The 19,725-nt window shown below is 44.8% G+C and carries 14 protein-coding genes and 1 pseudogene; 9 read left to right on the top strand and 6 right to left on the bottom strand.

The features are described from left to right. Nucleotides 1-240: 240 nt before the first annotated feature. Nucleotides 241-1,929 carry an AMP-binding protein gene (locus tag AC4MBN_RS05320; RefSeq protein WP_491880789.1) on the bottom strand — a complete coding sequence of 563 codons (1,689 nt, stop codon included), beginning with the start codon at nucleotides 1,927-1,929 and terminating at the stop codon, nucleotides 241-243. A 97-nt stretch (nucleotides 1,930-2,026) separates the two neighbouring features. Further along, the gene (locus AC4MBN_RS05315) at nucleotides 2,027-2,662 is read right to left on the bottom strand and encodes a TetR/AcrR family transcriptional regulator (protein WP_004782481.1); all 636 of its coding nucleotides are present in this window, start codon (nucleotides 2,660-2,662) and stop codon (nucleotides 2,027-2,029) included. A gap of 146 nt (nucleotides 2,663-2,808) precedes the next feature. Between AC4MBN_RS05315 and AC4MBN_RS05310 the strand changes: the two genes are divergently transcribed. The 8 genes from AC4MBN_RS05310 to AC4MBN_RS05275 all read left to right on the top strand — a co-directional run bounded on the left by AC4MBN_RS05310 (nucleotide 2,809) and on the right by AC4MBN_RS05275 (nucleotide 12,294). After that, nucleotides 2,809-3,981, top strand: a complete 1,173-nt coding sequence (locus AC4MBN_RS05310; RefSeq protein WP_004782484.1) for an isovaleryl-CoA dehydrogenase — start codon at nucleotides 2,809-2,811, stop codon at nucleotides 3,979-3,981. A 35-nt stretch (nucleotides 3,982-4,016) separates the two neighbouring features. Beyond that, the gene (locus tag AC4MBN_RS05305) at nucleotides 4,017-5,618 is read left to right on the top strand and encodes a carboxyl transferase domain-containing protein (protein ID WP_491880788.1); all 1,602 of its coding nucleotides are present in this window, start codon (nucleotides 4,017-4,019) and stop codon (nucleotides 5,616-5,618) included. A gap of 12 nt (nucleotides 5,619-5,630) precedes the next feature. Continuing rightward, nucleotides 5,631-6,425, top strand: a complete 795-nt coding sequence (locus AC4MBN_RS05300; RefSeq protein WP_491880787.1) for an enoyl-CoA hydratase/isomerase family protein — start codon at nucleotides 5,631-5,633, stop codon at nucleotides 6,423-6,425. A gap of 19 nt (nucleotides 6,426-6,444) precedes the next feature. Continuing rightward, nucleotides 6,445-8,439 carry an acetyl/propionyl/methylcrotonyl-CoA carboxylase subunit alpha gene (locus tag AC4MBN_RS05295; RefSeq protein WP_491880786.1) on the top strand — a complete coding sequence of 665 codons (1,995 nt, stop codon included), beginning with the start codon at nucleotides 6,445-6,447 and terminating at the stop codon, nucleotides 8,437-8,439. Beyond that, nucleotides 8,436-9,338: a hydroxymethylglutaryl-CoA lyase gene (locus AC4MBN_RS05290; RefSeq protein ID WP_491880785.1), complete on the top strand. Its 903-nt coding sequence runs from the start codon at nucleotides 8,436-8,438 to the stop codon at nucleotides 9,336-9,338. The genes AC4MBN_RS05295 and AC4MBN_RS05290 overlap by 4 nt, the downstream gene beginning before the upstream one ends. 100 nt (nucleotides 9,339-9,438) lie before the next feature. Then, nucleotides 9,439-10,143: a CoA transferase subunit A gene (locus tag AC4MBN_RS05285; protein WP_419365574.1), complete on the top strand. Its 705-nt coding sequence runs from the start codon at nucleotides 9,439-9,441 to the stop codon at nucleotides 10,141-10,143. Nucleotides 10,144-10,145: 2 nt separating this feature from the next. Next, nucleotides 10,146-10,784, top strand: a complete 639-nt coding sequence (locus AC4MBN_RS05280) for a CoA transferase subunit B (protein ID WP_004782495.1) — start codon at nucleotides 10,146-10,148, stop codon at nucleotides 10,782-10,784. Nucleotides 10,785-10,881: 97 nt separating this feature from the next. Next, complete coding sequence (locus AC4MBN_RS05275; protein ID WP_491880784.1) at nucleotides 10,882-12,294, top strand: short-chain fatty acid transporter; 1,413 nt, start codon at nucleotides 10,882-10,884, stop codon at nucleotides 12,292-12,294. Nucleotides 12,295-12,350: 56 nt separating this feature from the next. On the opposite strand, the pseudogene AC4MBN_RS05270 reads toward AC4MBN_RS05275, so the two are convergent. The 4 genes and pseudogenes from AC4MBN_RS05270 to AC4MBN_RS05255 form a co-directional block, all read right to left on the bottom strand. Next, nucleotides 12,351-13,857: pseudogene (locus tag AC4MBN_RS05270) on the bottom strand (OmpA family protein). Nucleotides 13,858-14,038: 181 nt separating this feature from the next. Continuing rightward, nucleotides 14,039-15,277 (bottom strand): dihydroorotase, encoded by a 1,239-nt coding sequence (locus AC4MBN_RS05265; RefSeq protein ID WP_491880783.1) that lies wholly within the window; start codon nucleotides 15,275-15,277, stop codon nucleotides 14,039-14,041. Between the two features lie 10 nt (nucleotides 15,278-15,287). Next, nucleotides 15,288-16,304 carry an aspartate carbamoyltransferase catalytic subunit gene (locus tag AC4MBN_RS05260; protein WP_034702102.1) on the bottom strand — a complete coding sequence of 339 codons (1,017 nt, stop codon included), beginning with the start codon at nucleotides 16,302-16,304 and terminating at the stop codon, nucleotides 15,288-15,290. 223 nt (nucleotides 16,305-16,527) lie between these two features. Continuing rightward, a complete protein-coding gene (locus tag AC4MBN_RS05255) occupies nucleotides 16,528-16,860 on the bottom strand; it encodes a hypothetical protein (protein ID WP_034170006.1) in 333 nt (110 codons plus the stop codon). Between the two features lie 656 nt (nucleotides 16,861-17,516). On the opposite strand from AC4MBN_RS05255, the gene rlmKL reads away from it, so the two are divergent. Continuing rightward, on the top strand, nucleotides 17,517-19,721 hold the full coding sequence (rlmKL, locus tag AC4MBN_RS05250; RefSeq protein ID WP_419374909.1) for a bifunctional 23S rRNA (guanine(2069)-N(7))-methyltransferase RlmK/23S rRNA (guanine(2445)-N(2))-methyltransferase RlmL: 2,205 nt from the start codon (nucleotides 17,517-17,519) through the stop codon (nucleotides 19,719-19,721). Nucleotides 19,722-19,725: the final 4 nt, after the last annotated feature.

Raw genomic sequence — 19,725 nt, 5'->3', positions numbered from 1 at the left:
GTTTACTCTGATTTATATAGAAATAGATTTTTATCTATTTAAAGAAATTGCTAAATACATGACCTCAATTTGCAAGATGGATTCTTCTTCCATTGTGCAGGTGCTTCGTTACTTTGACTGGGCAAAGTAACCAACCCCCTCTGTTTCATTGATATGGCATCCTTGCCATACAATGAAACGGCGACATCCATGCCGCCAGGTCATCTGATCAAATACTATTTAAACTTAGCTTTAATTAATTTAAGCAATCTCTTTTAAATTTAATTCTTCACGCATAAATTCACGCAACTTGAACTTCTGTGCCTTACCTGAAGCCGTCATTGGAAATTCATGGAAGAAACGTACATAGCGTGGCACTTTATTATGAGAAATATGCTCGGCACAATACTGGCGGATGGCTTCTTCGGTACATGGGTCATTTTCATGCAAGATGATGCAAGCACAAAGCTCTTCACCATATTTATGGTCTGGCACGCCAATCACCTGCACATCCGACACCGCTGGATGGGTATAAAGGAAATCTTCAATTTCTTTCGGGAACAGGTTTTCACCGCCACGAATCACCACATCCTTGATACGTCCCTTGATTTTGACAAAGCCTTCATCATCCATTTCGGCAATATCACCGGTATGCATCCAGCGCGCTGCATCAATGACTTCCTGCGTTTTGTCCTGATCTTCCCAATAACCGAGCATCACGGAATAACCACGCACACAGAGTTCACCCAGTTGACCGCGCGGCACCACCTTGCCATTTTCATCGACAATTTTGACTTCCAGATGCGGATGGACACGGCCAACTGTACTGACACGACGTTCAACACTGTCTTCAGTTGAACTTTGGGCACTCACTGGTGCTGTTTCAGTCATGCCATAACAGATGGTAATTTCGGACATATGCATCCGCTCAATCACGCGCTGCATAATTTCCTGCGGACACGGGCTACCCGCCATAATGCCGGTACGCAGGCTCGTCAGATCAAACTCATCAAACTGCTCATGTTCCAGCACAGCAATAAACATGGTCGGTACGCCATAAGCTGCCGTACATTTTTCCTGCTGAATGGCTTTTAGGGTTTCCAGCGGATTAAATACGGCAGACGGATAAATCATGGCTGAACCATGGGTAATACAGGCCAGATTGCCCATTACCATGCCAAAGCAGTGGAATAGTGGAACAGAAATACAGACACGGTCTTCTGGAGTTAAGTGAATCGCCTCACCCACGAAGTAACCATTATTTAAAATATTGTTATGGGTCAGCATCGTACCCTTAGGGTTACCTGTAGTGCCTGACGTAAACTGGATATTAATGGTTTCATCGAACTGCAAATCAGTGGAGATCTGTTGCAGTTGTTCCAGTTCTTGAGCACTTGGTGTAGGCATTAAATCCTGAAAACGATGAATGCCAGTATGCTGCTGCTCATCAATTTTAATGACATGCTTTAAATGTGGGAGACGCTCTGCATTCAGTAATTTATTTTCAGCCTGTTTTAATTCAGGCGCAATTTTGGTCAGGATTTCCTGATAATCCGTGGTTTTAAACTGCGATGCAATGATCAGTCCCTTACAGGACACTTTATTCAGGACATATTCCAGCTCATTGCTTTTATAGGCTGGATTCAGGTTAACCAGAATAATGCCTGCCTTGAAAGCTGCGAACTGGGTAATAGTCCATTCCACACAGTTCGGCGACCAGATTGCCAGACGGTCACCTTTTTGCATACCCAATTTCAGCAGCTGACAGGCAAAGGCATTGACCTGATCCTGTAGCTGCCGATAACTCAGGCGTATGTTCTGATGCATACTGACAACTGCATCGCGATCTGCATATTGTTCGCAAGCCTGATCAAATTTTTCACCAATCGTCATGCCCAATAAAGGCTGGCTACTGGTTCCATAGGCATAGCTTAACCGTACTTGTGTCATTGAATCGATCTCCTTGATTCTTTGTAATTCTGATTTTCAACTTTACTAATTGTTTTATGACCACGACGACCTTGTCTATGTGCCTGTTTTTGTGCGTCTATGCTGCTGAATTTCCCTCCTGTCGATGTACTGCGTTAACACAAAAATCGGCAATCTGTTTGACAAAGTGATCCTTGTAGTTCTGATCAAACATCACATTACGGGACGGATTCAAAGGTTCAATCACGACAAAGGTCATGGCACCGACCACGCCCAAAGCTGCCGTATTTAAATCTTCAAACTCGAACTCTCCATTCACCTTTCCTTCGGCCAGGATTTCCTTAATGCTTTGTTTAAGCAGCTGTTTACTGCGAAAACGCTCATGTTCCATTTCCGGATCAACCGGTTCAAACATAAGTGAATACGCCAACTGGGGGCTATTCATGGCACGTTTCACAAAAGTTGTAACAGATTTTTGCAATTTCAGTTTTGGCGACAAATCCGACCCGGCAATGGAAACAAGAATTCCAACTTCGTGCTGAATCGCTGCCGACAAAACCTCAATCAAAATCTGGCTTTTGTTTTCAAAATATCGATATACCAGCCCTGTAGAAACGCCTGCGCGTTCTGCAATCGCCTGAATCGACGCCTCTTTAAAGCCCCCTTGAGTAATCAGTTCACGAGCAGACTGTAAAATCGACAAACGATTTTGTTCCATTCGTTCCTGCATCAGTGATGATCTTTTATAACTCATAATCTTATTCTCAACCAGATAAAATGAATTGTAAATCATTTTGTGAATATAGGTTCACTTTTTTAATTTTTCGTTGTATGTTAAAAAAACAAGCACAACAAAAATGCTTTTGGACACAACAAATATAATCTCAGGATGGATGAAGAATGAATTTACAAAGCTTAGATTTCGGTTTGGATGAAACTCTTATTGCGCTTCGTGATTCAGTGGCCGCATTTTGCGCCAAGGAAATTGCCCCAATTGCCCAGCAAGTTGACCGTGACAATGAATTCCCGGCTCACCTCTGGAAAAAATTTGGTGATATGGGCCTACTTGGTTTAACGGTCAGTGAGGAATATGGCGGTACCAATCTGGGGTATCTGGCCCATATTATTGCCATGCAAGAAATTTCCCGTGCTTCAGCATCCATTGGTTTGTCCTATGGCGCCCATTCTAACCTATGTGTTAACCAAATTAAGCGAAATGGTAATGAAGAACAGAAGCAGCGCTACCTGCCAAAACTGATTTCTGGCGAATATGTCGGTGCACTGGCCATGTCTGAGCCGAATGCCGGATCAGATGTAGTCAGCATGAAACTGAAAGCCGAAGATAAAGGCGATCATTATCTACTCAACGGGTCCAAGATGTGGATCACTAACGGCGGTGATGCCGATGTACTCGTTGTCTATGCTAAAACCGATTTACAAGCTGGCGCCAAAGGCATGACTGCCTTTTTGGTTGAGAAAAATATGCCAGGTTTTAGCCACGGCACCCATTTGGACAAACTGGGTATGCGCGGTTCCAATACCTATCCCCTGTTTTTTGACAATGTCGAAGTTCCGAAAGAAAACGTGCTTGGCGGTGTCGGCAATGGGACTAAAGTTCTGATGAGCGGTCTGGACTATGAACGTGCGGTTCTCAGTGCTGGTCCATTAGGCATTATGGATGCCTGCATGGATACTGTGATCCCTTATATTCATGACCGTAAACAGTTTGGTCAGGCACTGGGTGAATTCCAGTTAATGCAAGGCAAAATTGCTGACATGTACTCTACCTGGCTGGCATGTAAGGCCCTGGTGTATGCCGTTGGTGCTGAATGTGACAAGGCTGATCATAGCCGTAGCCTGCGTAAAGACGCTGCCAGTGCCATTTTATATGCCGCTGAAAAAGCGACCTGGATGGCAGGCGAAACTATTCAGACTTTAGGTGGTAACGGTTATATCAATGAATTTGCTGCAGGCCGTTTATGGCGCGATGCCAAACTCTATGAAATTGGTGCCGGAACTTCCGAAATCCGCCGCATGCTCATTGGCCGTGAGCTCTTCAACGAAACAGCCTAAACCTGAACACTTAGAATAAAACAAGGATGTTCGTCATGAATCAGTTACAGAGCAAAATCAATATACGTAGTGAAGAGTTTAAGACCAACCAGGCTGCCATGCTGCAACTGGTGGATGACCTTAAACAGAAAGTAGAAAAAATTGCCTTGGGTGGCGGAGAAACTGCTCGCCAGAAACATCTGGATCGCGGCAAATTACTGCCGCGTGAACGGATTAATCATTTAATTGATCCAGGCACGGCTTTTCTGGAAATCGGTCAACTGGCTGCCTATCAGGTTTATCAGGATGATGTTCCTGCAGCAGGTGTGGTCGCGGGTGTAGGTCAGGTGAATGGGGTGACCTGCATGATCGTGGCCAATGATGCCACAGTCAAAGGCGGGACTTATTATCCACTTACGGTGAAAAAGCATTTACGAGCCCAGGAAATTGCCGAGCAGAATCATTTGCCATGTATTTATCTGGTCGATTCTGGCGGTGCTTATTTACCTTTACAGGATGAAGTATTCCCGGATCGTGATCACTTCGGCCGTATCTTTTACAATCAGGCACGTATGTCGAGTCTAGGTATTGCCCAGATTGCAGTAGTAATGGGTAGCTGTACAGCCGGTGGTGCTTATGTGCCAGCGATGTCAGATGAAACCATTATTGTGCGCAATCAGGGTACTATTTTCCTCGGTGGCCCTCCTCTGGTAAAAGCAGCTACCGGTGAAGTGGTTTCTAGTGAGGATCTAGGCGGTGGTGATGTACACACTCGATTGTCAGGTGTTGCCGATCATCTGGCAGAAAATGATGAACACGCAATTGCCATTGCCCGCAACATTGTGGCGAACCTGAACAAAAAGCCAAATAAAACTGCAGATGAAATCGAAGCACCGCGTTTTGACAGTTCAGAGCTGTACGGCATTGTGCCAAGTGATGCACGTAAACCGTTTGATATCCGTGAAGTGATTGCGCGTATTGTCGATGGCTCACGTTTTGATGAATTCAAGGCACGTTTCGGTACTACCCTGGTCACTGGCTTTGCCAAGCTCTATGGAATGCCAGTTGGAATTATTGCCAACAATGGGATTTTATTCTCTGAGTCTGCACAAAAAGGCGCGCATTTTATTGAGCTGTGTACCCAGCGCAATATTCCGCTGATCTTCCTGCAAAACATCACCGGCTTTATGGTGGGTCGTCAGTATGAGAATGAAGGTATTGCCAAAAATGGTGCCAAGCTGGTGATGGCCGTCGCGACAGCCAATGTGCCTAAACTGACTTTGGTGATTGGCGGCTCTTTTGGTGCCGGTAACTATGGCATGTGTGGCCGTGCTTACTCGCCACGCTTTATGTGGACCTGGCCAAACTCGCGTATTTCAGTGATGGGCGGTGAACAGGCCTCTAGCGTATTGTCGACTTTGAAACGCGATCAGATTGAGCAAAAAGGTGGAACTTGGTCAGCTGAAGAAGAAGACCAGTTTAAACAGCCGATTCGTGACCAATATGAACGCCAAGGCCATCCTTATTATGCTTCTGCGCGTTTATGGGATGATGGTGTCATTGATCCAGCGCAATCGCGTGAAGTCCTGGCCCTAAGTCTGGCTACAGCGATGAATGCACCAATCCAGCCAACCAAATTTGGCGTATTCCGCATGTAAGAGGTGACAAAAATGGACTATCAATTTTTACAGCTCGAGCAGCAGAATCAGGTAGCAACAGTCTGGATTAATCGCGCTGAATTGCACAATACCTTTAATACCCAAGTCATTGAAGAGCTACATGCTTGCTTTCAGTCTTTAAATCAGCGTGATGATGTACGTGTAGTGATTCTGGCAGGCCGAGGCAAAAGCTTCTCTGCGGGTGCAGACCTAAACTGGATGAAACAGGCCGGTCAGGCCTCACAGGCAGACAATGAAGCTGATGCCCTTAAACTGGCAAAAATGCTACAAAGTCTGGCGACATTAAAACAACCGACGATTGCCCGTGTCCATGGGATTGCTTTTGGCGGCGGTATGGGTCTGGCCTCCGCTTGTGATATCTGTATCGCCAGTACCGATGCCAAGTTTGCAACCTCAGAAGTCCGTTTAGGTCTAGCGCCTTCAACGATTAGCCCTTATGTGATTCGCGCGATTGGCGCCCGTCAGGCGTCACGTTATTTCCTGACTGCTGAGCGAATCTCAGCTGAACAGGCGAAAACCATTGGTCTGGCACATGAAGTGACTGCACCAGAACAGCTCGACAGTAAAATTGATGAGATTGTTGAAGCGCTCTTACTCGGTGGGCCAGAAGCGCAAAACGCTTCAAAACAGCTGATTCAACTGGTTGATCAGCAGGTTCTGACTGAAGATCTGCTGCTTAAAACCGCACAGCATATTGCCCATGTTCGCCAGGGAGATGAGGCGAAAAATGGACTGAATGCATTTTTAAACAAACAAAGCCCGGCTTGGATCAAGACCACGGCATAACAACAAGAAGGATCGTAGGATGTTTACAAAGATTTTAATTGCCAACCGTGGTGAAATTGCCTGCCGTGTGATTCGTACAGCGAAAAAGTTAGGGATTGCCACCGTTGCCGTATATTCCGATGCCGATGCACAGGCACAGCATGTCAAACTGGCAGATGAAGCGATCTATATTGGTGAATCGCCTGCTGCACAAAGTTATTTACAGATTGAACGTATTATTCAGGCAGCTAAAACTACCGGTGCTCAGGCCATTCATCCAGGTTATGGTTTCCTGTCTGAAAATGACCAGTTTGCCCTGGCCTGTCAGGACAACAACATTGTCTTTATAGGTCCGCCAGTAGATGCGATCTTAGCAATGGGTCTGAAAGCGACCTCTAAAGCACTGATGGAAAAAGCCGGTGTACCATTAACCCCAGGCTATCATGGTACTAATCAGGATGCAGATTTCCTGAAACAGCAAGCCGATAGTATCGGCTATCCCGTACTGATCAAGGCTAGTGCCGGCGGTGGCGGTAAAGGCATGCGTCTGGTTGAACGTAGTGAAGATTTCCTCAGTTCACTTGCTTCCTGTAAAAGCGAAGCACGTTCTAGTTTCGGCAATGAAGATGTACTGATTGAACGCTATGTCGTGCAGCCACGCCATATTGAAGTTCAGGTCTTTGGTGATACACATGGCAATTACGTGCATCTGTTTGAACGCGATTGCTCCGTGCAGCGTCGTCACCAGAAAGTTCTGGAAGAAGCACCTGCACCTAAAATGCCAGAAGACAAACTTGAAGCAATGCGCCAAGCTGCAATTGATGCTGCACGTGCAGTAAATTACGTTGGTGCCGGTACAGTCGAGTTCATCGTTGAGCAAGACGGTACTGCTTACTTCATGGAAATGAATACCCGTCTACAAGTTGAGCATCCGGTCACTGAAATGATCACTGGTCAGGATCTGGTGGAATGGCAGTTACGTGTTGCGTTCGGTGAGCCTTTACCGAAACAGCAACATGAATTACAGATTCATGGTCATGCACTCGAAGCCCGTGTTTATGCCGAAGAACCAGAAAAAGGCTTTATTCCTGCTATTGGTCAGATCAGCTATTTGCACTATCCAGAACAAAATGACAGCGTACGTGTAGATAGTGGCATTGTCGAGGGTGATGAAATCAGCACCTATTATGATCCGATGATTGCTAAACTGATTGTTTGGGGCAAAAACCGTGAAGCGGCTTTAACCCAGATGCATCATGCCTTGGGTCAGTTCCATGTCGATGGCCTTGGGAATAACATTGCCTTTCTAGATCGCCTAGTGCTGTGTGACTCATTTAAAAATGCCCATCTCGATACTGGCCTAATTCAACGCGAAGAAGAGTTCCTACTCAAACCATCTGCTGATATCAGCGCAGAATTAGTGGTCACTGCAGCCTTGGTTGAACTGTTATCTCGTCTGACTCAAAACCCGTCTAGCAATAATCCAGTCTGGCAGCAAAAGGCATTTTGGCGTCTGAATCAGCAAAGTAGCTACACAATCAAATTACAATGTAATGACATTTTACGTGTGGTGAGCTTTAAAGTGCTAGAAAATGGCTTCCTGGCAAATTATGAAGGCCAGACACTCAATATCCAGGGTGAACTGCTCGATCAACACCTACTGCAGTTAAATCTTGCAGGTCAGCAGCAGAAACTGTCATTTAGCCAGACTCAGCATGGCATTACCCTGTTCCAGAATGGTCAAAGTTACAAGTTTAATTATCTGAAGTCTGATTTTAATAGCCAGGATGAACAAGGTACTGAAAACAATCTGACTGCACCAATGCCAGGTGTAATTACTCAGGTTATGGTCGCGGCAAATGACAAAGTGAAAAAAGACGATGTACTGCTGACTTTGGAAGCAATGAAGATCGAATATACCATTCGTGCTCCGCATGATGGCATTATCGCAAACTCATACTTCCAGAAGGGTGATCAGGTTAAGGCGGGTGATGAACTGGTAGAGTTCCAGCCTCTAGCGGAGGAAGTTGCATGACAGATTTCGTTAAAATCGTAGAAGTCGGGCCACGTGATGGCCTGCAAAATGAAAAAACACCTTTAACGCTAGACGACCGTCAAAACCTGATTCTCGACCTGATGAAAACAGGTTTGCAAGCGATTGAGGTCGGTTCCTGTGTTTCAGCCAAATGGGTCCCACAGATGGCAGATAGCGACGCGCTATTTGCCAACTTGCCTAAAGATCCGAATATCCAGTTCAGTTTGCTGACGCCAAATATGAAAGGTTTTGAATCAGCGCTGGCTGTGGGTTGTAAAGAAGTTGCGGTATTTACCGCAGCTTCTGAAAGCTTTACCCGCAAGAACATCAACTGCTCGATTGATGAAAGCTTTGAAAAGTTTGCAGATGTGATGGCCGCTGCCAAAGCTAATGATGTCAAGGTTCGTGGCTATGTCTCCTGCATGGTGGACTGCCCTTATGAAGGTGCAATTGATCCAAAGCAGGTCGTGAAAGTCACGCAGCGCTTGCTGGATATGGGCTGCTATGAAGTGTCATTAGGTGAAACCATTGGTACGGCAACTCCGGATCGCGTGAAGAACGTCTGGGATGCTTGTCTTTCAGAAATTGATAGTAAAGTGCTGGCTGGCCATTTTCATAATACTTATGGCATGGCAATTGCCAATATTTACCAGTCATTGTTGCAAGGGGTTCGGGTATTTGACTCCTCTATTGCCGGTCTCGGTGGCTGTCCTTATGCCAAAGGCGCTTCCGGCAATGTTTCAACTGAAGACCTGTATTACCTGCTCTCCAAGATGGGCTTTGAAACTGGTATTCAACTGGATGCCCTGATGCAGGCCAGCCGTAATATCAGTGAGGTTCTACATCGCAATAATCCCTCCAATTATGCCAATGCCTATTGGCAAAAAGCCTGTGCTTAAAAACTTGAAATAGCCGGACACTCTATAAGTCCTCATGGATAGAAATCAGCAGATCTTTAGATGAAAGAGATCTGCAAGAGAAGAATAAATCGAGGTAAAAATGTCAAATAAAGTGTATGACAGTGCAAAAGCCGCTTTAGACGGCGTGGTCCAGGATGGACATACTCTGGCGGTTGGCGGTTTTGGTCTATGTGGTATTCCAGAAGCCCTCATTGCAGCTTTAAAAGAAACCGGTGCCAAAAATCTGACCTGCATTTCTAATAATGCCGGTGTCGATGGCTTTGGCTTGGGTCTGTTACTGGAAACTAAACAGATTAAAAAAATGATCTCTTCCTATGTGGGCGAGAACAAGGAATTTGAACGCCAATACTTAAGCGGTGAACTCGAAGTAGAATTGACTCCACAAGGCACGTTAGCGGAAAAATTACGTGCCGGTGGTGCAGGTATTCCCGCTTTCTATACCGCGACTGGTGTCGGTACCGTCATTGCTGAAGGTAAAGATGTCCGCGAATTCAATGGCAAGTCTTATATTCTGGAAGAATCCTTAACTGCTGATGTGGCTTTAGTCAAAGCCTACAAGGCCGATAAAGCCGGTAACCTGATTTTCCGTAAAACTGCCCAGAACTTCAATCCGGTCTGTGCCATGGCTGGCAAAGTGACCGTTGCTGAAGTCGAAGAAATTGTCGAGATCGGTGCCCTTGATCCAGATGAAATTCACCTTCCAGGCATTTATGTGAACCGGATTGTACTGAATACCCAACCGGAAAAACGGATTGAACAGATGACTTTAAAGGCGGAGGCTTGATCATGGCTTGGACACGTAATGAAATGGCGCAGCGCGCCGCACAAGAACTTGAAGATGGTTTCTATGTAAATCTGGGTATTGGTCTGCCAACCTTAGTCGCCAACTATATTCCAGAGAATATTAACGTCTGGCTACAGTCTGAGAATGGCCTGCTGGGTATTGGAGAATTTCCAACGGCAGATACTGTGGATGCCGACCTGATCAATGCTGGCAAACAAACAGTGACAGCCCGCAAAGGTGCTTCTTTCTTTTCCAGTGCTGACTCCTTTGCCATGATCCGTGGCGGTCATGTCAATATCGCCATTCTGGGGGCTATGGAAGTCTCAGAAAATGGTGATCTAGCCAACTGGATGATTCCAGGCAAGAAAGTCAAAGGCATGGGTGGTGCCATGGATCTGGTCGCAGGTGTGCAAAAAGTTGTGGTGCTGATGGAACACTGCGCTAAAGATGGTACGCCTAAAATTGTCTCACAATGTAGTCTTCCGCTTACTGGCCAGGCCGTCGTGAACCGGATTATTACTGACTTAGGTGTATTGGATGTCACACCTGAAGGTATTCAACTTGTAGAACTGGCACCCGATGTCAGTTTTGATGAAATTCAGAAAGTCACCGGCGTACCTTTACTCCGTAAAGCAGCCTGATTTTTCCCAGCCCTTAAAATGAAAAATTTTAAGGGTTTCTTTTTGGCTGAAGAAAGCCGCTTCTTAATAACAAATGCAGAATAAATTGATTTTAATCATGCAAACTCAACAAAATATCTTGCAGCGCTTTGCCATGCGCGTCAGCGACTGGTCTGAAAAATGGTTTCCGGACTCTTATATCTTTGCCCTACTGGGTGTCATCATCGTTGCGATTGCCGCGATTGGCATTGGTGCGCCGGCACAAGACGTCGCGATTTCATTTGGTGACGGATTCTGGAGTCTGATTCCCTTTACCTTACAGATGTGTATGCTGATCGTGGTCGGTTATGTAGTTTCGGTTTCCAAACCGATGCAATTATTGATTCAGAAAATGGCGCGCATTCCTCATTCCGGACGTGGAGCCATCGTTCTCGTCGCCACGGTTAGTCTACTGATTTCCCTGATTAACTGGGCGATGAGTACAGTGCTAACTGCACTTCTGGTGATTGCACTGACGCAGCGTAAAGAGCTGAATATGGATTACCGTGCAGCTGCCGCAGCAGCGATTATTGGGATGGGTGCAACCTGGGCGCTCGGCATCAGTTCATCTGCCGCGCAATTACAGGCCAACAAATCCAGCCTGCCAGAACCTCTGTATAATCTGACCGGTGTAATTCCATTTACCGAAACGATTTTCCTGCCGCAATCCATGATCATGACAGCAGTCTTGATCATCGCCTCGATTGCCATTGCCTACTGGTCTGCACCCAAAGGCAATCACATCAAGACCATTGATCACTTTCCAATCCAGATTGAAGAAGAAAAGACTGAAACCGTGACCCATAAACGTCCGGGTGACTGGCTGGAAAACTCGCCAATCTTAAGTATTCTGATTGTGGTTCTGGGTCTGGTCTGGATGTTTAACGAGTTTTCTAAAAGCAATCCGATTCTGGCGATCTCTAGCTTAAACACCTATAACTTTATCTTTCTGATTTTAGGTGTAGCTTTACATGGTACACCACGTAATTTTCTCAATGCTGTGTCCAAAGCCGTGCCGGCCATTTCAGGGGTACTGATTCAATTCCCGCTTTATGGCAGCATCGCCTTTATGATGACCAATGCCCTGAATTCTGCTGATCTTTCTCTGTCGCATTATATTGCCGAGTTCTTCGTGTCGATTGCCTCCCAGGAAACCTTTGCCATCGTTATGGGAATTTATTCAGCGATTCTAGGCTTCTTCATTCCTTCTGGTGGAGGAAAATGGATTATTGAAGCACCTTATGTGATGCAGGCCGCGCATGACCTGAAAGTACATCTAGGCTGGTCCGTCCAGATTTATAATGCAGCCGAAGCCTTGCCTAATCTGATCAATCCTTTCTTTATGCTCCCCATGCTGGGGATCCTGAAGTTAAAGGCTAAAGATGTGATCGGTTTTACAGTGACCCAACTGGTCTTTCATCTTCCGTTGGTACTGTTCTTGCTCTGGTTCCTAGGAAGAACCCTGACTTATACCCCACCTGTCTTCTCTTAATTCATCACAAATAAAAAAGGACGAATGATTTGTCCTTTTTTATGATAAAAGATGATTTAGCTGGCTTTCTTCTCAACCACGCCTTCATTATCTACAGTATGGACACGACCGTCTTCGGTACTCATAACTTCAAAAGTTACACGACGATTTTGATACTGACCGTTCGAAGTTGCATTCGGTTGAGCCGGCTGATTCGCCGCCATACCTACTGGTTGTAATTGTGCCGGATTCACCCCTTTTTGCACCAGATAATTCACAATGGCTTGGGCACGTTTTAAAGACAGCTCCTGATTTTGAGTGCTGCTGCCTTCCGTATCTGTATGGCCCATCACGGTTAGACGTACATCTTTGGCATATTGCAATAAAGCAGCGGTCTGATCCAGCAGGCTTTTATTCACTTCAGGAATTTCGGTAGAACCAGTCGCAAAATGAATTATTTGCAAGTTTAAGGCAGTAGCAACATCCAGTGCCTCAATATTCTCCATCTGAAGTTCGTCTAAAGCTTTTTTAGCCTCAGTATTGGCTGTATTGATTGCCTCATCCATATCAACTGGTTTTTGGGTCACGACTTCTACATTTTTAGCCAGACCACGAATCTGACCTGCCAAACGCTGTGCATCTGCACTGTTCGCTGCCTGCACAGATACCTGATTACCTGCCCAAGTCAAACTCACATTTGAAATGCCTTGCAGCAGTTTCAGTACTGAAGGAATCGTATCTTGATCAATAAATTCTGAGTGGTAATTTTCATTGGCTACTGCGCCACAGCCAATACTGTAATTAAAGATCTGCTTGATTTCATTTTGCAGAATTTGCATATATTTCGGATCATTCATCTGTACCTGACAGTTGACGATTTCACCCTGACTACCGGTACTGATTTTTAGAATTGCAGGGTTCGTTGCAGCAGCTTCACTCACCGCCTGAGCATTTCGCAATTCATCCGGATCATCATCACGCAGGCATCCACGGAAGAAGAATAAGATAATCGCAGCAATAATCACGAGGAGAATAAATGGCCAGAACACCACTGCTTTTTTTCTCTTCAGTCAGTATCGGCTCTGCCTCCGGTTCAGAAGCCAGACCTGATGCGCGGTTCAGGTTTTGTCCTGCAAGCGGAGATACGCCTAAAGATGCCAGTATAGGACCAGCCCAGACTGGAAGTGACCGTTGAATCGAGTCTGCATGGGTATCTAACAAATGGCCTACTGCTTCAGCAGTCGGTGCACCCGCTTCTGCCTGCAAGAAATTCATGGTTGGAACAATTGCCCGGTTCAGGGTCTGTTCAATTTCATCTTGAGGCGCAGTTGAATCTAACTGAGTCAAGAATTGTTGTTTTAGGGTCGGATTATTATTAAATAATTCATCAATCTTGGGATTAAGTTGCTGACCTAAACTTTCAATCCAGGCCGGTCTTGCACGAAGAATACTTAACAATACAGGATAGAATTGAGCTAAGGCCTGATCCTTGGCAAATAGATGTTCAGTTTCACCTTGCAGCACAATGGCGGTCACATCACTCTTTAAACGTTCAATTAAATCTGTATTCATCAAGATCACCATTATTCTGATTTATAATGTTTAATATTTAATCAGTTTAGCGATCCACCCTCTTTGGAATGTTAATAATTGTACTGATATCATAAAGTTTCACTGTTTATGTAGGGCTAACTTTTCTAGTATTTTATTTAAGATATAAAAAAGTCAGCCGAAGCTGACTTTTTGTAAACGCAAAATGTAAGTGTTATGCGGCAATAAAAGTTTGCAGCACTTTACCTTTCACTTTTTGATTGAGCAGTGGTGTATTTTTACCTTGAGAAACGATCGTTTCTTTGCTCAGCGTCCATTCCTGTTCTGGATCAACCAGTACCCAGCCTGCTTCCGCTTTCCAACGCTCAAACATACTGGCAACTTTTGCAGGAGCAACCGTTACTTTCTCCACCCATTCCAATGGTGTAAAGAAACCTTCATTCACCAGTTGGATACCAAACGGTACATAGGTATCAAACGCAGTAAATCCAGGCTGTGTCTCTGCGAACGGTGCCATTTTGGCAGAACTGCTCAGGGGTTCATGATGGGTACAGATCGCATCAATCACCCCAGATTTTACGCCCTGACGCAGTAATTCTTTGTCAGATTCAGAACGTAATGGTGGACGCACGTGTGCAAGAGAGTTAAAGCCATCAATCAGATGGTCAGTCAGATGCAATTGGTGCATAGCGACATCACAAGTTACTGGCAAGCCTTTTTCTTTGGCAATACGAATCAGTTCTACTGATGCACCACAAGATAACAAGCCAAAATGAGCACGTACTTTAGTTGCTTCAATCATGAGCAGGTATTTGGCAATGGCCACAGTTTCAGCTAGCGATGGAATCATTGGCAAGCCTTGGCGTGAAGCAATAAAGCCTTCATGCACACAACCATCTTTGGCAATTTGAGGTTCTTCTGCATAGAACACTACAGTCAGGTCCAAGCCCGCTGCATATTCAAGTGTACGCAATACCACATCATCATTGGCAAACGGCGCACTGGCATTAGAAACCGCAGTACAACCACCCTTTTTTAAACCTGCCATATTGGCTGGTTGCTGACCTTGCAAACCTTGGGTTTGCGCACCGATCACCTGCAAATAAATACCGCCATCCAGCATGGCTTTTTCAACCAGACCATGAATCAGCGCACCATTATCCTGCACAATCGGTTTGGAATCTGGCGGGGTAAATACATGCAGAATCCCGTTTTCACGTGCGGCCTTACCTTCAGACTTTAAAGTCCCGTGTTGCTGCTGGCCCGGTTCACGTAAACGAGCACATAAGTCCACCATAGTGGGCATCAGCCATTTGCCCTGTCCATCAATGGTTTCAGAGACGTTAGCAGTTTCTGCAATACGTTTACCATTTTCCAGATAAACTGTTTCGACTGAATCAGTGTTTTGGATTGGGTCTAGAACACGGACATTTTCAATTTTTACAATAGACATGACTTATTCCTTATACCGCAATCGCTTCAATCAAACCCTGTTCCTGTAACTGCCCCTGCATTGCAAGAGCCAGTACTGCCATACGTACTGCAATCCCGTTAGTGACCTGTTTCAGAATCACGGATTGCGGACCGTCTGCAATGCTGGAATCAATTTCCACACCACGGTTCATTGGTCCTGGATGCATCACGATACAATCCGGCTTGGCTAGGGCAAGACGTTCTTTATTCAGGCCATACATTTTGTAGAATTCAGCCTGAGAAGACAGCGCTGGCGAATCAATACGCTCGTTTTGAATACGCAAGGTAATGATCACATCACAGTCTTTGATGCCATCTTCCATATTATTGAACAGGCGCACATCTTCACTGTAATCATCAAAACCGTATGGCAACAATGTATTCGGTGCAATCACGCGAATATCTTTACAACCCAAGGTTTGCAGCGCCGCCACATCTGAACGTGCTACACGCGAATGCTTGATATCGCCAATAATCGCAATCGACATATCTTCGAATTTTTTATTGGTTTCACGGCGAATGGTCAGCATATCCAGCATCGCTTGAGTTGGATGGGCATGACGGCCATCGCCTGCATTAATGATGGCGACATTTGGACAGACATCTTTGGCAATAAAGTGCGCTGCACCTGAAGATGAATGACGTACCACGAAAATATCTGCCGCCATAGCTTCAAGATTCCACAAGGTATCACGTAAAGTTTCACCTTTAGAGGTACTTGAACGGGCAATATCGATATTCAGCACGTTGGCAGACAGACGTTTGGCCGCTGCCTCAAAAGTAGTACGCGTTCGGGTAGAATTTTCAAAAAATAGGTTCATCACCGTTTTGCCTTCGAGCAAATTATTGGTGATCAGCTGATTTTGGTCATTAAAAAAGGACAACGCAGTGTCCAGTATTTTTGTAAGAGTTTCTTTAGAAAGACCTTCGATGGTCAGGAAATGTTTAAGATTACCTGCTTTGTTGAGTTGAATCTGGCTCGGTGTATGCAATGCCGCCAAGTGCATGAGAGATTCCTTATACGTTAAGTCAACGTATTATACAGAGATTAGCGAATCTTTATAGTTGATAAAGAGCTCGGTTGTACAAAAACCATCTCGGTAATAAGAATGGAAATTTAAATTCCCATGTATTTTTTCAATAAGATAATTTAACCTGTTTATCTACATGCTTGTTTTTTCATTTAAACATGAGTGCTTCAGTCTGGAGCATCCACACCCAATCCCCCAATTAGCGCAATGCGCCAATATAATGATGTGAAACCTGTGCGCGGTAGATATCTTCTTCGCTTGGTTCCACAGAAATCAGTTCCTTTTCCGCCTGTTCTTCAGCCTGCAGTTCTGAAAATGACGATAAATCTAGAGTGGTTTTTAAGCGGTTGACCAGATGTAAAAGCTCAGGATCTTCAGTCTGCTCTGCCAGCCCAATCACATGCTTTGCATAGTGGATATTTTCTGCAAGATACATGGCATCAATTACTCGCCCAGTTACTCGTCTTAAACGTGCATAAATCAAGGTAGCGATTGAAAATGCCTCATTCCTGCGTAATTGAAGATCCAACATCTAAGCCCCTCCGAAATAATAATTAAGAATAAAGATGAAGCTGTAATGATTCCCCTCAGCATTACAGCTTCATTGATATTAGATAGAGCAATAAACGTACCAAAATTAATAAATAAGTTATGTGAGTTATAAATTGATATGAATGAAAACTGATCTACCCCTGAGCAATATTAGGTCAGCGTCTTTTTTGTTTTAGATTCGATCTTCGTCTGGCTAATCAATTCTTAGTCTCGATCACTTGACATAAGTGACCCAATTTTAGCTTTTACTTTTAGAGTAATGCTGATGCCATGAGGTGCATATGAACAACCCTGCATCAGATCCATCACATCAATAACCCGATTATTTATTTTTTTAAATCACACATACAACATGGTCGCACTTGAAGAGCTAGCATTGTGAATTAGTTTAATATTCATCAGATATCCATCTGTAAAATAAAAGATTTAATCAAAAATCCCCCCTATTGGTATTGTGTAATCTTAGCTATTTCATAAATTTTCAGTTTGCTTTTTAAGTTAATATTTAGCACTTTTTAGGATGAGTAAAACTAGGCTGTATATGCTCGATTTTAAAAAATTTCCAAAGCTTTAACAGGCAAAATACGCTAAACTGAACGCAGTTTTTTATTTATTCTTTTCCGGTCTCTCTATTTTATGAATACCTCTTCACGTTTAAGCAATTATTGGGTCACCTGTGCCGATGGTCTGGAAACCTTATTAGAAGAAGAAATCAAAGGTTTAGGTGTTCAGGATGTTGAACGTTTCCCAGGTCGTCTGACCTTCAGAGGCACGCTTGAAAATGCTTACCGCATCTGTATGTGGTCTCGTCTGGCTTCTCGTGTCCTGATGCCAATTCATACGCATGAAATCGAATTCTCCCACGATGCGCGTGATGTTGCAGAAGAGCTTTATGAAGGTGCGATGAGCTTCGACTGGTCACTGATTTTTGCACCACAAAGCACCTTTGCAATTCGTCTGCACGTTGAACGTGATATTAAGGTCAACACCCAGTTTGCGACTCTACGTGCCAAAGATGGCGTCGTCGATTCCTTTATGGAAGCTGTGGGCAAGCGCCCAAGTATTGATACCAAACAGCCAGAAATTACTATGTACATTCTGGCTGGTAAAAAAGAACACACTTATTGTTTAGATTTATCCGGTGATTCTCTGCATAAACGTGGCTATCGCCGCTTTATGACTGAAGCACCAATCAAGGAAAACCTGGCGGCTGCGATCCTGCAAAAAGGCGGCCTGAAAGACATCAACCCAGATATTGTAGTTGACCCAATGTGTGGTTCAGGGACGTTTATTATTGAATCACTAATGATTCTGACTGACCGTGCCCCAGGTCTAGTGCGTCGTTTCGGATTTAATGGCTGGAATGGTCATGATCATGAATTATGGATGGGTATTAAAGCTGAAGCGGCTGAACGTCATAAAGCTGCGCTAGAAAACCCATTACCCAAATTCTATGCCTTTGATGCCGACTGGGAAGCGGTGAAAGCCACTAAACAGAACATTATTGCGGCAGGTTTTGAATCAGCCCTCGATCAGATCAAGATCGAAGAGCGTACTTTGAATGACTGGCCAGATTTCCAGGCTGAAGGCAAGAAAGTGTTCTTCGTCACCAACCCACCGTACGGTGAGCGCCTTGGTGATAAGGCATCTAACCGTGCTTTGTATCTGGGTCTGTCTAATCTGCTGCAAAAGAATTTCCCGAATCAGAAAGCGGCAGTCATTGCTGCTCAGGTGGAACAGGCCGATGTCTTGGCGTTCAATGATCCACAAATTCTGCGTTTGATGAACGGTAAACTGCCGATCTATATCCGTTTTGGTACAGTAAAACCGGCAGCAGTCACACGTCCTTTCCTGGAAAGCTGGCAACCGCAACAATTCGAGCCGATTGAAGGTGCGATGGAATTTGCTAACCGTCTAACCAAGAATATGCAAACCCTGAAAAAATGGGCAGTAAAAGAAAATATTCACTGCCTGCGTTTGTATGATGCCGACCTGCCGGACTTTAATGTAGCAGTTGATCTATACGGCGAACGTCTGCATGTTCAGGAATATGCACCACCGAAAAAAATCGACCCTGAAAAAGCCAAAAAACGTTTCAATTTGGCTCTACAGGCGATTCGTGCCGTGACCGGTTTGGGCCGTGATGCGATCTTTATCAAGACGCGTGCCCGTCAGGAAGGTAAAAACCAGTACACCAAACAAAGTACAGCGTCTAAACGTTTTATCGTGCAGGAAGGCCAAGCTAAGATTCTGGTCAACCTGACCGACTATCTGGATACCGGGTTGTTCCTGGATCACCGTCAGATGCGTCTGCGTATTGCCAAAGAAGCCAAAGGTAAACACTTCCTGAATCTGTACAGCTATACCTCTACTGCTAGCCTGCATGCAGCTTTAGGTGGTGCTGCGAGTACCACCAGCGTGGATTTGTCTAATACTTATTTGAACTGGTCAAAAGAGAACTTTGTTCTAAATGGCCTGACTGTAGACCATGCCGATCAGCAACATCAGTTCTTCGCCTCTGACTGTTTTGAATGGCTGAAAGAAGGTCATGAACAATATGACCTGATCTTTATCGATCCGCCGACATTCTCTAACTCGAAAAAATTCTACGGGACTTTCGACGTTCAGCGTGACCATGTGTCTTTGCTGAAGCGTGCCATGAACCGTTTAACCACTGACGGCACTTTGTATTTTTCGAACAACTATCGTGGTTTCGAAATGGATGAAATGATTGAAGGTTTATATGACGTAGAAGAAATCACGCATGAAACCATTGGTCCAGACTTCAAGCGTAATCAAAAAATTCACCGTGCCTGGAAAATTACTCATCCAAAAATGTAAGGTG

The organism is Acinetobacter sp. CAU_H_60, assembly GCF_058599385.1.
The sequence above is the reverse complement of the archived record's forward strand: the minus strand, read 5'-3'. Positions and strand labels throughout refer to the sequence as shown.

Coding starts and splice junctions, on each gene's coding strand:
- AC4MBN_RS05260 (WP_034702102.1), bottom strand. CDS start 16,304: ATGCACTTGGCGGCATTGCATACACCGAGCCAGATTCAACTCAACAAA.
- AC4MBN_RS05255 (WP_034170006.1), bottom strand. CDS start 16,860: ATGTTGGATCTTCAATTACGCAGGAATGAGGCATTTTCAATCGCTACC.
- AC4MBN_RS05295 (WP_491880786.1), top strand. CDS start 6,445: ATGTTTACAAAGATTTTAATTGCCAACCGTGGTGAAATTGCCTGCCGT.
- AC4MBN_RS05300 (WP_491880787.1), top strand. CDS start 5,631: ATGGACTATCAATTTTTACAGCTCGAGCAGCAGAATCAGGTAGCAACA.
- AC4MBN_RS05305 (WP_491880788.1), top strand. CDS start 4,017: ATGAATCAGTTACAGAGCAAAATCAATATACGTAGTGAAGAGTTTAAG.
- AC4MBN_RS05275 (WP_491880784.1), top strand. CDS start 10,882: ATGCAAACTCAACAAAATATCTTGCAGCGCTTTGCCATGCGCGTCAGC.
- AC4MBN_RS05310 (WP_004782484.1), top strand. CDS start 2,809: ATGAATTTACAAAGCTTAGATTTCGGTTTGGATGAAACTCTTATTGCG.
- AC4MBN_RS05290 (WP_491880785.1), top strand. CDS start 8,436: ATGACAGATTTCGTTAAAATCGTAGAAGTCGGGCCACGTGATGGCCTG.
- AC4MBN_RS05315 (WP_004782481.1), bottom strand. CDS start 2,662: ATGAGTTATAAAAGATCATCACTGATGCAGGAACGAATGGAACAAAAT.
- AC4MBN_RS05320 (WP_491880789.1), bottom strand. CDS start 1,929: ATGACACAAGTACGGTTAAGCTATGCCTATGGAACCAGTAGCCAGCCT.
- rlmKL (WP_419374909.1), top strand. CDS start 17,517: ATGAATACCTCTTCACGTTTAAGCAATTATTGGGTCACCTGTGCCGAT.
- AC4MBN_RS05265 (WP_491880783.1), bottom strand. CDS start 15,277: ATGTCTATTGTAAAAATTGAAAATGTCCGTGTTCTAGACCCAATCCAA.
- AC4MBN_RS05280 (WP_004782495.1), top strand. CDS start 10,146: ATGGCTTGGACACGTAATGAAATGGCGCAGCGCGCCGCACAAGAACTT.
- AC4MBN_RS05285 (WP_419365574.1), top strand. CDS start 9,439: ATGTCAAATAAAGTGTATGACAGTGCAAAAGCCGCTTTAGACGGCGTG.